The organism is Aliivibrio fischeri, assembly GCA_038993745.2.
In the GTDB taxonomy this organism is placed as follows: domain Bacteria; phylum Pseudomonadota; class Gammaproteobacteria; order Enterobacterales; family Vibrionaceae; genus Aliivibrio; species Aliivibrio fischeri_B.
Genome location: CP160630.1, coordinates 259,858 through 273,763 on the forward strand (window position 1 = coordinate 259,858; position 13,906 = coordinate 273,763).

The window sequence follows — 13,906 nt, forward strand, 5'->3', positions numbered from 1 at the left end:
TATGGACCAAAATAAATCAATTTATATCGAAATTCGAGCTCAAATTTTTGATGTATTAGATGCAGAAACGGTTAATTCATTAAGTAAAGAGCAGCTACATAATCAACTGAGTAATGCGATAGACCTGTTAATTGAGCGCCATGAATGGCCAGTAAGTACAATTGTGCGAGCTGAATACGTAACAAGTCTAGTAAATGAATTACAAGGTCTTGGGCCTCTTCAGGTATTAATGGAAGATGAATCTATTAGTGACATTATGATTAATGGACACGACAAGATTTTTATCGAACGAGCAGGTTTAGTTGAAGTCGCACCGGTTAGCTTCATTGATGAAGAACAACTACTACATATAGCTAAGCGTGTTGCTTCTCAAGTTGGACGACGTGTTGATGATTCATCACCAACTTGTGATGCGCGTTTAGCTGACGGTAGTCGTGTAAATATTGTTATTCCACCAATTGCCATTGATGGAACCTCTATGTCTATACGTAAATTTAAAAAAGACAGCATAGGTTTAGAGAAATTAACTGAATTTGGTGCGTTGAGTCCAGAAATGGCGCAGTTATTAATGATTGCATCCCGTTGTCGTTTGAATATTTTAATATCAGGTGGTACGGGTTCTGGTAAAACAACAATGCTGAATGCGCTATCGCAATATATTTCAGAAAAAGAGCGTATCGTAACGATAGAAGATGCTGCTGAACTGAAATTACTTCAACCGCATGTAGTGAGATTAGAAACTCGAAATTCAGGGATTGAAGGTAACGGGGCAATTACTCAGCAAGACCTTGTTATTAATGCCTTACGTATGCGTCCTGACCGAATAATCGTTGGTGAGTGTCGTGGCGGTGAAGCTTTTCAAATGCTTCAAGCAATGAATACTGGCCATGACGGTTCAATGTCAACGCTCCATGCGAATACACCTCGTGATGCAATGGCTCGTGTAGAGGCAATGGTGATGATGGCAAGTAACAACTTACCGCTAGAAGCGATTCGTCGAACCATAGTTAGTGCTGTTGATATCGTAATTCAAATCAGCCGCTTACATGATGGAAGTCGTAAAGTAATGAGCATTACTGAGGTGATTGGTCTTGAAGGTAATAACGTTGTATTGGAAGAACTCTACAAATTTGAATCAACAGGCCAGAACACTCCAGAAGGGAAAATTATCGGTAATTATTCTACCACTGGTTTAATGCAACGATCGGTATTAGTTGAAAAAGCTCGATTCTTTGGATTAGAGCAGCAACTAAAAGCGGTATTTAATAAGTTTGATGAGGCGATATGATTTATTTTATTGCATTAGTTATCGGCATTTTGCTTATTTTATATTTATTAATGCCTCAAAGTAAAAAACATCATGAATATCTAAAAAAAAGTAATTTTTCAAGTTCTGATTTATCAAATGACGAAGACAAACAGGCAGTAAAATTAGAATCATTGTCTGATGAAACACTAAAGCAAAAATTACTTCGCTTTTTTAATAATACGTATCAGCAAGTGGACTCTCTAGCAAATATTAAAATACCTTTATATTGCGCGTTTTTAGTGGTTCTTGGAATATATATAAATAAGAGTTTTCTTCAAGCTAACCCTTTAATGATCGTTGCTATTACAGAAATTAGCGGCTTAATTTTTGGCGTTATGTGGTTAAGAAAACGAGAAAAGAACCGATTTGAAGAGTCTTTTCCTGATGCATTAAACATGATGTCTAGTGCGGTGAGTGCTGGTGAAGGAATTATGCAGGCGGTTGTGTTTGTTGGCCGTTCGTTAGATGGGAAAGTAGGGAAAGAATTCAAAAGAATGGGAGAGCAGTTACAGTTGGGAGAATCGCCAGATACTGTTTTTCGAAAGTCTTGTGAACGATTTCCATATCCATCATTTCAATTTTTTATTATTACTTTACGAACCAGTATGCAGCGAGGTGGACAACTAAAAGAGGTAATGAAGCGCCTAAATAGATTGATGTTTGGTGCAAGAGCGATTGAAAAGAAAAAACTGGCGTTAACTTCTGAGGCTAGAGCATCAGCAAAAATAGTCGCAGCAATTCCGTTTATTTTCTTATTTATGCTGCAATACCTTAGTCCTGAAAACTATGAATTTGTGATGTTTAATCCTGCGGGAAGACCAATATTATATTATGTGTTAATCAGTGAAAGTATTGGGATACTCATTATATGGTTATTGATGAGAGGAGTTCGTTCATAATGAATTCACAAACAATATTATTTATTGAGTTAGTTTCAGTATTTATTGGTATCTCTTTATTTTTATGGTTGTTAGTCCAAATTCTATTGCAACGTAAATTATTAGGTAAATATTTAGCAAAGCATAAAGAGTTTAATAAAGATGATAATGTATTTGATAAAGTAGAGCGATTTTTACCTAGTGTCGCTTCGAATGATGCCGACAGCATTGAAAGAAAGTTTTATTCTGCCGGTTTATACGAATCAAAATACGCTCATTTATATATGCCAGTTAAATATTTATCTGCAGCTATTGGCTCTGGGATAATTTATTTATTACTAGGTAAAGATTCATCAATGACAACGCAAGTCGCATTAATGTGTATTTGGTTAGTTGTGTGTATTTCTATCCCCGATGCAATACTAAGTTCAAGAAAAAAAGCATTGGAAGAAAAACTGTCTGGTCAATTACCGTATTTGTTAGATTTGCTAGCAATGTGTGTACATACCGGAATGACTATCGAATCATCATTAAGCTATCTAGCTAAAGAAATGCAAGGGTTTGATAAAGACTTAGCTCATATGATTGCAAGAACGAATGATAGAGCCAATATCGTTGGATTAGAGCCAGCTTTAGATGAGCTTTATGTTCGGGTACCGACTAACGAAATGCGAAGTTTTGTTATGACGTTAAAACAAAGCCTACATTATGGTAGTTCGATATATGAAATATTAAATACATTAGCAGCTGATATTCGTAGTGTTCGCTTACTTTCGTTAGAAGAAAAAGTGGGAAAACTTGCAGCAAAAATGTCGGTACCACTTATTTTATTTATCATGATCCCCGTCGTGATATTAATTGCTGCTCCAGGAGTAATGAGGATGATGACAGGTGTATATTAAAAATATAGTAATAGGCTTACTTTTTGTTACGTTAGTTGGGTGTTCATCTAGTCCTGATACTGAAGAAACAAAAGAGAAAATTCTTATTAAAACAAATAATTATTCAGATTTGATTATTTTTTATAAGAATCAGTTAAAAGTATCTGAAGACCCTTATACTCGTGAAAAACTGGCGCAAGCCTATTTAGATTCTGGAGACCCAGATTCAGCACTTTTTGCTATCCAATATCTTAATGAAGATGACGATTCTCGAAGTATTTCTTCATTTTTAATTGAAGCAAATGCGCAGTTAGAATGCGGAATGTTAGAACCGGCTTTAGATACAGTAAATCGTGTATATAAATTAAATGAGGATAACCCTGAAATTGAAAATTTATTAGGTGTTATTTATGCGAGTAAGCGTGATTTAGATAAATCTCGTCATTATTTCAATTTAGCAAGAAAGCATTTATACAGTGATATTACGATAAAAAATAATTTGGCTATTCTCAATATTATTGAAGGTAAATATGACCAAGCAGTCAAATTATTATTACCAATATATATGAGTAATAAAAATGATGCCTTAGTACAAGCTAATTTAATGTTAGCAATGGCCAAAGCTGGCGATTTAGAGTTTATGGAAAAAGTATTGTCGCCGCAATTCAGTAAGCAAGAAATTGAAAGACGCTACTCAATTCTAAAAAATACTGAATCACATCGTGATGATACAAACCTGTTTGGAGCGGATTAACATCATGAAAATTAAAAAGAACAGGGGTGTGGCCAGTATTGAATTCGCAATGGGATTCATGATCTTTTGGTTGATTTGTATGGCTTGGGTTGAAATGAGTTATATGTCATATGTATCAGCAATAAGTGATCTCATTATTTCTGAATCAGCTCGAGAATCTAAAACAGAAGATTCGGATTATCTGCAGGCGTTTACTGATGCTGTAAATGATAATCAATCGATCTGGGGTAATGTGGTTGACCCAAGTAAATTTACGATGTCGATACAATACTTAAAGAGTGTAAACGAACTAGGTTCATTGGTTGAGCCATGTGTCGTTCCGATAGTGAGAGTACTGCTGAATGTGGTTCATCAAACAATAGTTCCATTGCTGTTTATCGAATTGATTATCGTTTTTCACCCATTTTTACTTATTTTATGGGATTTGAAGGTATTTTCAGCCGAGAAGATATTGTGATTCAGGAGTACGAACGTGATGCCTTTAAAGTTTAAACAACGTGGGAACTTTACTGTTGAGTTTGCAATGGTAGGGCTAGGTCTTAGTTTAATTTTTATATTTAGTGCAGATGTAATAATAAAACTATCAATAAAAGGGAAGTTAGATCGGCTCTCTTATTCTCTTGTTAATGTTTTAAAAGAGCGAACACAGTTATATGACGAAGATTATTTAATAACGAACAGTGAAAGTAGCGAAATATTTAATATTGCAAAGAATTCACTGCGCCGCACATTAGGTAGTTATGAAGATGAACGTTTTGGCGCCGTTATTGAAGAGTTAACTTTTCGTGATATTGGTGCACCGAATACACCGGTTACGTATAACTATGGCTCTTTTTCCTGTCCTTTATCTAAAAGGATCGGTGAGCTTGACTATTTATCAGTGGTTACCACATGGAAAGGCAAGCAACGTTATATCGTGTCACCTTATGTTATCAAACAGACAATATGTTTGGTTCAGTCGTTGGTGAGTCATACACAGATGTCATTTCATCGTCAGTGATGATTGGGAGGTAGTATGAGAAATTTAAGAAAGCATCAGCAAGGTCACGCAGCCATTTTATTTGCAATGATGATACCTGCGTTGTTTGGAATATTTGCTTTAGCTAGTGATGGTGCTAGAGCTATTCAAACTAAAGCAAGAATAGAAGACGCCAGTGAGGTGGCAGCTCTTGCCATTTCAGCTCACAATGATCCTGATCAACCGGATAATGGCTCTTATAATCCAAGTACTAGGAACAGACAAATAGTCGTGGATTATGTAAATGCTTACATTAGTGATATTGATGCTGTTACAGATATTAAAGTGGCAAAAAGACGCTGTGAATTAATTTCTGACTGCGTAGCTGGTTTATATAAAGGGGATGCGCGTTATTTGGAACATGAAATTGATGTGACAACAAGGCAAAACTCATGGTTTCCAGGTAATGAAGCTATAGAAGGAATGGGGGAAACGTTTTCAACACGTGGCAAGTCCTTGGCTCGTAAATATCAAAGTGAGGCCGTTGATGTGATGTTCGCTGCCGATTTTTCCGGTTCAATGCTAGATACTTGGAGTGGCAGCTCTAACCCTAAATATGTTGATCTAATTGAGATCATTAGAAATATTTCTGTTGAATTGCAGAAATTTAATGATTTACCAGAGAACCGCGATAAAAGCACGATGGGAATATCAGCATTTAGCACCTTTACTAATTCATTCACATCGGATACCGGTATTCAATGTTCTCTATCTCAAGGTGTTAATAGTAAAAATAAACCAGGAAACTGGTTTCGACCTGTCAAACCTGCAAATACGGTTGCTAATATTTGGAATGAGAAAACTGAAGATTATTGTAAATCGGGTGCTTATGCCGGTTTTCATGATGTCAATTTAACTTCAAATTTTAATTCTTTAAATGGTCAAGTAGGTAGCTTTTATGCAGGTGGAGGTACTGCCTCTTATCAAGCGCTAATTCGTGGAGCACAGCTACTCGATAGAGGACGTAATTCTCGACGTTTGTTGATCGTATTATCGGATGGTATGGATAACGATAGAAACTTAGCTAATGGATTAGTTAGTAATGGCATGTGCCGTGAAATTCAAGCTGGTTTAGAGTCAGATAGAACACCAGATGGTAGACCGATTGCAGCAAAAATGGCAGTTATTGGGTTTGACTATGACCCATTCGCCAACAAAGCGTTAAAGGATTGTGTTGGAGAAAAGAATGTATACAAAGCAGAAGATGCGGATGAAGTCGAAGACATAATTCTAGAGTTAATAAACGAAGAAGTTGGCCATTTAAAATAATAATTTGACGTGTAATACGTTTAAAGTAGAGAGTAAAAAATGTATAAAATTTTAATTATAGTTGCTACAGTTTTAGGGTTATCTTTTAATGCTAATGCTAATGCTAATGCTAATGCTAATGAGAAAGTGGAAGATATCAAAAAATCAGAACAATCAGTTTTAATTTATTGTGGTTCTGTAAACAAAGAGTATCAAAAAGAAGTGAATGTGGCTGAAGGAAAAAGACTTTCGCTTAACGAAGGTGGCTTTTATCAAATTCAGCATCTTGAACCAATTGAACCTAAAGGTGCATTTGTTAATCGTGAGCTTGATAGCATTGATGTTGAATCAACGTGTTCCGAATTTTTAATCAGTAATACATCAGACGCATTAGTAAATAAAAATGCAGTATTAGCTCGTGTGTATTTTAACTTTGATAAATCAACATTAACTAAGCGTTCAGAGTATGTGCTTGATAAGCTTTACTCCAAAATGGGCGAGAAAGACATTAAATTGAAAGTTGAAGGTCATACTGATTCAAAAGGCAGCAGTACCTATAATTACGATCTGGGGCTAAAAAGAGCGAATATTGTATATCAATACTTAGTTCAACAAGGAGCTGAACCTAATCAGTTTTCTGTGGTTACTAAAGGTGAACGAGAACCTATTAAAACAAATAAAACTGCAAATGGACGAGAAAAGAACCGACGAGTAGAAATTGAGAAAATTTAATTAGCTTAAATTGAATTTTTTTGGTTCAGAATAGAGTAATAATTAAATTTTAGAATGTAATATTCTATAGTTTTATTGTTGCTCTATTCTGTTTTGTTTTATCTAAAGTTAATAGTTTGTTGTGAATAATATAGATGTATATGTAAACAAGAAAGAAAGATTGCTGACAGATAATATGAGTTTGAATGTGTATTTAACAAAATACGAATTCAAGCTCTTTATTTGTTTGTTAAACTCTCCAGGTGTTAATCAAACAAATGAAGTTTTAATTAACACAATATGGAATGACAATGGTAAGGATAACTCTAATTTAATACAGTTGATATCGAAAACAAGGCGACACTTAAAACCATTAGAACACGTTTTTAAAATTAAATCACAAAGAGGAAAAGGGTATACAATAGTAGTTAATAATAATTATAATTTTATTGGCGATTGTTTTAGAGCAAATGAAGTAAAGCAAGATGATGATAAAGAAACACTTACGCTTGATATTACGGATAAAATTTTTAGTAAAGAACTTGTTTTGTCATTATTAATATCTTTAGTAGTTTCCTTATATATTTCGAATAGAACTTTATTTTTCCCTGATATTAATAGTATCAATGATAGATTTATTGGGATGAATTGTTATAAAGATAAGATGATAAAATCAACTTATAAATTTGATTGTGAAAAATCTGGAATTAATTTCTCAAAGAGTAAGAACTATGTACTATCTACTTTTGATGAAAAAATTGTTTATACAGAAAAGTGAAATGGTTAATAATTATATGATGTTAACCATTTTTTTGGTAACTGGTTTATTCTTAATAACAAAAGAGGTAAAAGAAAATTATGTTGGAACTTTAACCGAACTATCTGGAATTAAGCACCATTATACAGTTACCATTTTTGATTATAAAAAAATGTTAGTAGATGAAACTATTTATGGAATAAATGGATTAACAAGAACTAATGTTTGTTTATTTACATTAAATCATATAGATGATAATAGATATATTTTATTAACAAAAGAATCATTATCAAAAGAATCGAAAAGAGAAAGATGTATTGGTTTTTTTAGTAACCTTTCAATGCTGTCGTTTTATAGTGATGATGATGGTTTATTCGTTGAAAATAATAATGCATATCTATTTTTAAAACGAAAAAAAGAAAATAGGCTCAAGTGAGCCTATTTAAAAATAGTGGTTATTATTGAGTCTAACTCTTTATTTTCTATTGGTTTTGCAAGGTATCCATCACAATGTTTTTTAATTTCAAGCTCTTCATGTACCATACCATGGGCTGTAATTGCTATAACTGGAATATGTTTGGTGTTATCTGATGATTTGATACGTTTTGTTAATTCAATTCCATCCATTATTGGCATTTTTATATCTGTAAAAATAATATCTGGTAACTTAATTACTGACTCAAGTTTATTTAGCATATCTTGTCCGTTGATAGCTTCGATAATTTCAAACCCGTAATCTTCGACCTTTTTCTTTAAAACTTCCCTGTTGAATTCTATATCATCAATAATTGCGATGGTTTTTGAATCTTTAAATTTAGTAACATTTCTCCGCATTGTATGATATTGGTCTATTAATTTAGATTTAATGATCTCAACATCCTTTAATTTAATACAAATAGACGTTCCTATTCCAACTTTACTTTTAATTGAGATATTACCGTTCATATCTTCTATGATTTTCTTGGTAATAAACAAACCAAGGCCTGTTCCATATTCTCTGTCTTTATCATAGAGTTGTTCAAATGGATTAAATATACGTTCTAAATCTTTTTCTTCAATTCCTCGGCCATTATCTGTAAATACCATGATAAGGTCGGTTGTTGTTGTCGTGGAATTTTCATATTTTACATCAATATCTATTTTTCCACCGTCTTCTGTAAACTTGATGGCATTACTTAAGATATTCATTATTATCTTATTTATATATTTTTTATCTATATTTAAATGGTGAAATTCCGTTTTTTTGTATTGAATTTGAATATTCTTTGACTTTGATTGAAATTGCGTAATATCAATAATGTCTGAAATGATATGATCGATAGAGTTTGGTTTATTGTGAGCAATGATTTTGTCGGCTTCAATTTTACTTAAATCGAGAATGTCATTAACCATCTCTAATAAGCCTTGACCCGCTTTATTTAATGTTTCTAATGTTTTCTTTTTCTCACTGTTTTCTTCTTTTTCTATAAGATATAAACTTAGACCTAATATCGCATTTAAAGGCGTTCTTAATTCATGTGATATATTAGCTATAAATTTTGATTTATTGATATTAGCTTTTTCTGCTTGCTCTTTGGATTGTTGAAGAAGTTTCGTTCTTTCAGTTATCTTACTTTCTAAGTTATTGACTAAAATCGAGATATCTTGGGCCATCAAAGAGACATTTCTCGCTAATGTTCCTAATTCGTCTTTTCTATATAGTAAAGGATTATTGTATTCATAATTACCTCTTTGAATTTCTTTGATCCATTCACTAAACAGAATTAATGGACCTTTTACATAATAAGTGATTAAAATTGATGTTATAAGAGTGAATAGGGTAATAAATATTATTGTGTTAAATAATTTATTACTAAAAAGAATGTAGTTATTATCAATTTTATTCGTTAGGTCCTGATCGTAATTGGCCGATAGCTTTTTCTTTATAAGAGTAACGATGCTCCATGGAAGGTCTTTTACGGGTTGAATTGCAATAATATGGTCTTCTCCGTTGATTTTTATTTCAGAATCCCATCTCTCTTTTCTTTCAATTTTTCTCATCGCTATCATTAAGTCATAAGAAATTTCGTCTAGCTTTGTAATGTCCTTAAGTTTTTGTTTATAAATAGATAAGTATTGTTTGCTATCTGAATTGTCTGTTACGACATTCATGTTTTTATCTATTATTATTGTAACGAAGTCAGAGTAATAGTCTTTATTCTTTAATTTATTGAGCAGTTCGGTTACGTCTGTTTGAAAAATTAAATATGTACTTTCATTAATTTTATACTGCTGAGTAACGTGTGTTTCATCGGTAGTGTATCTGATCTTTACATCACTGATGGTTACATTAGTAGAATACTTTTTTAGCTCTTGTACAGCAGTGTCTAAGATATCTCTTGATTTAATCGAGCGAATGTTTTTGATTAATTCAACATATCTTTTGGAGATGTTTTTAATCTCAATCATTTTGCGGTTTAATGAATTACTTACATCAAATGAATAATGCAAAGCACTTTGATGTAAGTACTTATTTTCCGCATTTGTAGCAATTGTTTTTATTTCTTCTTGATTTGAAGTGATTATCTTATACGACGTAAACGAAATGAAGACGGAATAGGCAATAATGGTACCAGCAAGAGCAACAAAGAATTTGTTTTTCAAAAGCATTAGTTGTCCTTTCTTTTCTTAATTATGGTATAGGGTAATATTTTTCTTTACGGTATTTTTTAACGTTTTTATTGAAAAAGGCTTTTCTAATATAGTTTGCTTGGGAAAATTATATTGTTTCATTTCTAATAGTTTTCAAACGAACCCATTAAAATGACATTTTGAGCAGCAGTGAAAGGATTAAATGATTTCTCACTTAAAAGTTCCATTTTATCTTCAATTGTGTATTTCTCACTGTCTAAATCGTAAACAACAAGATCAGGTACAGGTATCTTATGCATGTCTTTTTCTGTGAGTTTGTGAAAATTTGTGACTGTCATTGTCTTCGTATCATGTACATCATTTAGTTCACTCAGTACTTTATTTGCTACATCTTTGATAAGAAAGTAATTACTTACTATTAATATGTTCATAACTATGGCTCAAAAAATGATGGATTTCAGTTCGCCATACTAATAGCTATTTAGATTTGTATTGATAGCATATTTAACTCGGCCTTTTAAATTTCTGCCTAAAGCGCATTATGCTTGGCTATTATCTTTCGATAACGAATGTACCACGCTCGTTTCTTTATGGATTATATGGAGTAAGTAAGAGATGACTCATGGTCAGACCTGCTCGTTTGCTTGTTTTATGCTTTAGATCTTCTTTTTAGAATTCTGACACGTACTTTCTGTGCTCGAACGCTCATTTTGGTTGTGTTGATATTTTAAATATTAAGAATGAGAGTACATTTCTTGGTGCTTAACGTGAATGCTGTACCTACATATAACGAATAAAACGCATAAAGGAATCAATCATGAGACAAAATAAACAACATACCCTGTTTGGTGAATGCCTTGCAGAGTTCATTGGAACAGGGTTACTGATCTTTTTTGGTGTGGGCTGTGTTGCTGCTTTAGTGCTAACAGGAGCTGAATTTGGTCAATGGGAAGTAAGTATTATATGGGGCTTTGGCGTTGCCATTGCTATCTATTGTACTGCGGGAGTGTCTGGTGCACATATCAATCCAGCAGTTACGATTGCGCTTGCGGCTTTTCATGGCTTTGATAAGGCAAAAGTTATTCCATATATCATTTCACAAATGCTTGGCGCTTTTTGTTCGGCTGCATTAGTTTATTCATTATACAGTAATTTATTTGCAGATTATGAAATCGCAAATGGTTTCCTAAGAAGCAGTGAAGCCGCATTATCTACTGCAGGTATCTTCTCAACTTATCCTCATCCCTCTTTGTCGATACTTGGTGCTTTTGCTGTTGAATTTGTAATTACTGCTGTGCTTATGTTTGGAATTTTGGCACTAGGAGATGAGCATAATGGTGCTTCTCGTGGACCAATGAACCCATTACTTATTGGTATTTTAATCGCTGTTATTGGTGGTTCGCTTGGGCCGCTAACTGGTTTTGCAATGAACCCTGCTCGTGATTTCGGACCAAAATTATTTGCATATCTAGCTGGATGGGATTATGCCTTAACTGGGGCGAAAGAAATTCCGTACTTTATTATTCCAATCTTAGCTCCTATTGCTGGTGCATGTTTTGGTGGTTGGGCATACCCAAAAATGATTGGAGCTTATCTACCTACGGCAGGGCAAGGTTGTACGATTCCGAATCAATGTGATAAAGATGAAGATAATAAAACTGCTGAAGCATAATTATTAGAATAAGTAATATCTAACAAATAACACCCTACAATTAAATATAATAAAGGAAACTCATCATGACTGAGCAAAAATACATTGTTGCACTTGACCAGGGTACTACGAGTTCTCGTGCTGTCATTCTTGACCACGATGCCAATATTGTCAGTGTTTCTCAGCGTGAATTTACTCAGATTTATCCAGAAGCTGGATGGGTTGAGCATGATCCACTAGAAATCTACGCAACACAAAGCTCTACACTTGTTGAAACGTTAGCAAAAGCGGGGATCCGAAGTGATCAAATCGCAGGTATCGGTATTACCAATCAGCGTGAAACAACGATTGTCTGGAATAAAGAGACGGGTAAGCCTGTATATAACGCCATTGTTTGGCAGTGTCGTCGAACTGCTGATACTTGTGAAAAATTAAAAGAAGCAGGATTAGAAGAATACATTCGTGAAAATACTGGTTTAGTTGTCGACCCATACTTCTCTGGAACCAAAATTAAGTGGATTTTAGATAACGTAGAAGGTGCACGAGAAGATGCTGAAGCAGGTAAATTATTGTTTGGTACCGTAGATACTTGGCTTGTGTGGAAAATGACACAAGGACGTGTTCACGTGACAGATTATACTAATGCGTCACGTACTATGGTGTTTAATATTAATACCCTTCAATGGGATGAAAAACTGCTAAAAGAATTAGATATTCCACTTTCAATGATGCCTGAAGTGAAATCATCATCAGAAGTATATGGTGAAACAAACATAGGTGGTAAAGGTGGAACACGTATTCCTATTGCAGGCATTGCAGGTGATCAGCAAGCTGCACTTTATGGGCAAATGTGTGTTGAACAAGGCCAAGCAAAAAATACTTATGGGACAGGCTGTTTCTTGTTAATGAATACAGGAAAAGAAAAAGTAACCTCTCGTAATGGCCTACTAACTACATTAGCTTGTGGCCCTAGAGGTGAAGCATCTTATGCTCTTGAAGGTGCAGTGTTTATGGGCGGGGCTTCTATCCAATGGTTACGAGATGAGATGAAATTATTGGCGGATGCTAAAGATTCAGAGTACTTTGCGACCAAAGTAGACACCTCTAATGGCGTATATGTTGTTCCTGCTTTTACTGGTCTTGGCGCGCCATATTGGGATGCTTATGCTCGCGGTACGATTGTGGGTTTAACTCGTGGTTGTGGCTCTAACCATATCATTCGCGCAACATTAGAAAGTATTGCTTATCAAACTCGTGATGTAATTGATGCGATGCAAGCGGATTCTGGCATTAAATTATCTGCACTTCGTGTTGATGGTGGTGCGGTAGCGAATAATTTCTTAATGCAATTCCAATCGGATGTTTTAGATGTTGCGGTTCATCGTCCAAAAGTGACTGAAGTAACGGCTCTTGGTGCGGCATACCTTGCTGGTCTAGCGGTCGGTTTCTGGAATGGCTTAGATGAGCTAGCAGATAAGGCCGTTATTGATCGTTCGTTTGAACCACATCATGATGAGGATAAACGTAATCAGCGTTATCGTGGTTGGAAACGCGCAGTAAAATGTGCGCAAGCATGGGCTGAGCTACATGATGAAGAGTAGTTAGAATTTTATTTAATTAATGAAGGAGCACATAATGTGCTCCTTTTTATGGATTCCCTTTTGTGACGAAATTTGTTGTGTTTCATATTTCTCTAATAATCGAGATGCCTGCTGAATATTAACTTCAAGTAAATTAATTAATTGCTGAACATCCTCTAGCATAGGCATGGTTTGTTCTTTTGCATGTAGCTCAATTGACGTTGCTATTTTGATTAAGCGTGGGGCATTGAAATTAGAAGCCATACCTTTTATTGAGTGAGCATTAAATCGAATTGATTTTATATCCTTCCTTTCAAACGCAGTGATGATTTCTGTGATGTTTTCTTCTGATGTATCGATAAATGATTGTAAAAATACACAAATAACTTCGCTATCAGTACCACAAATATCTTGTATTGAAGTCAGTTTTATTTCCGCTTCAGTTAGTGCATCATCTGAAAGTTGATATTTAGAAGGGCGTTTCAATT

At 34.2% G+C, this 13,906-nt stretch carries 13 protein-coding genes and 2 pseudogenes; 12 read left to right on the plus strand and 3 right to left on the minus strand.

Annotated features, from left to right (window positions below):
* Position 1 precedes the first annotated feature (1 nt).
* From AAFX60_015205 to AAFX60_015250, 10 genes and pseudogenes are all read left to right on the plus strand, one after another.
* Entirely contained in the window at positions 2-1,288 is a 1,287-nt protein-coding gene (locus AAFX60_015205) for a CpaF family protein (GenBank protein XDF79763.1), read from the plus strand.
* The gene (locus tag AAFX60_015210; GenBank protein XDF79764.1) at positions 1,285-2,208 is read left to right on the plus strand and encodes a type II secretion system F family protein; all 924 of its coding nucleotides are present in this window, start codon (positions 1,285-1,287) and stop codon (positions 2,206-2,208) included. Before AAFX60_015205 ends, AAFX60_015210 begins: the two co-directional genes overlap by 4 nt.
* Complete coding sequence (locus tag AAFX60_015215; protein XDF79765.1) at positions 2,208-3,089, plus strand: type II secretion system F family protein; 882 nt, start codon at positions 2,208-2,210, stop codon at positions 3,087-3,089. Before AAFX60_015210 ends, AAFX60_015215 begins: the two co-directional genes overlap by 1 nt.
* On the plus strand, positions 3,079-3,822 hold the full coding sequence (locus AAFX60_015220; protein XDF79766.1) for a hypothetical protein: 744 nt from the start codon (positions 3,079-3,081) through the stop codon (positions 3,820-3,822). The genes AAFX60_015215 and AAFX60_015220 overlap by 11 nt, the downstream gene beginning before the upstream one ends.
* Before the next feature lie 4 nt (positions 3,823-3,826).
* Positions 3,827-4,314: pseudogene (locus tag AAFX60_015225) on the plus strand (TadE family protein).
* Positions 4,298-4,836: pseudogene (tadF, locus tag AAFX60_015230) on the plus strand (tight adherence pilus pseudopilin TadF). Before AAFX60_015225 ends, tadF begins: the two co-directional pseudogenes overlap by 17 nt.
* Before the next feature lies 1 nt (position 4,837).
* The gene (locus tag AAFX60_015235; protein ID XDF79767.1) at positions 4,838-6,109 is read left to right on the plus strand and encodes a TadE/TadG family type IV pilus assembly protein; all 1,272 of its coding nucleotides are present in this window, start codon (positions 4,838-4,840) and stop codon (positions 6,107-6,109) included.
* A 39-nt stretch (positions 6,110-6,148) separates the two neighbouring features.
* The gene (locus tag AAFX60_015240; GenBank protein XDF79768.1) at positions 6,149-6,820 is read left to right on the plus strand and encodes an OmpA family protein; all 672 of its coding nucleotides are present in this window, start codon (positions 6,149-6,151) and stop codon (positions 6,818-6,820) included.
* Between the two features lie 121 nt (positions 6,821-6,941).
* Positions 6,942-7,577 (plus strand): helix-turn-helix domain-containing protein, encoded by a 636-nt coding sequence (locus tag AAFX60_015245; protein ID XDF79769.1) that lies wholly within the window; start codon positions 6,942-6,944, stop codon positions 7,575-7,577.
* Between the two features lie 16 nt (positions 7,578-7,593).
* The gene (locus tag AAFX60_015250) at positions 7,594-7,992 is read left to right on the plus strand and encodes a hypothetical protein (GenBank protein XDF79770.1); all 399 of its coding nucleotides are present in this window, start codon (positions 7,594-7,596) and stop codon (positions 7,990-7,992) included.
* A 2-nt stretch (positions 7,993-7,994) separates the two neighbouring features.
* On the opposite strand, the gene AAFX60_015255 is transcribed toward AAFX60_015250, so the two are convergent.
* Positions 7,995-10,205, minus strand: a complete 2,211-nt coding sequence (locus AAFX60_015255; GenBank protein XDF79771.1) for an ATP-binding protein — start codon at positions 10,203-10,205, stop codon at positions 7,995-7,997.
* Positions 10,206-10,330: 125 nt separating this feature from the next.
* Positions 10,331-10,486 carry a hypothetical protein gene (locus tag AAFX60_015260; protein ID XDF79772.1) on the minus strand — a complete coding sequence of 52 codons (156 nt, stop codon included), beginning with the start codon at positions 10,484-10,486 and terminating at the stop codon, positions 10,331-10,333.
* A 518-nt stretch (positions 10,487-11,004) separates the two neighbouring features.
* On the opposite strand from AAFX60_015260, the gene AAFX60_015265 reads away from it, so the two are divergent.
* Positions 11,005-11,859: an MIP/aquaporin family protein gene (locus AAFX60_015265; GenBank protein XDF79773.1), complete on the plus strand. Its 855-nt coding sequence runs from the start codon at positions 11,005-11,007 to the stop codon at positions 11,857-11,859.
* A 65-nt stretch (positions 11,860-11,924) separates the two neighbouring features.
* Entirely contained in the window at positions 11,925-13,439 is a 1,515-nt protein-coding gene (gene glpK / locus AAFX60_015270) for a glycerol kinase GlpK (protein XDF79774.1), read from the plus strand.
* Positions 13,440-13,451: 12 nt separating this feature from the next.
* Here the strand turns inward: glpK and AAFX60_015275 are convergent, their stop codons facing one another.
* The gene (locus tag AAFX60_015275; protein ID XDF79775.1) at positions 13,452-13,904 is read right to left on the minus strand and encodes an Hpt domain-containing protein; all 453 of its coding nucleotides are present in this window, start codon (positions 13,902-13,904) and stop codon (positions 13,452-13,454) included.
* Between the last annotated feature and the right edge of the window lie 2 nt (positions 13,905-13,906).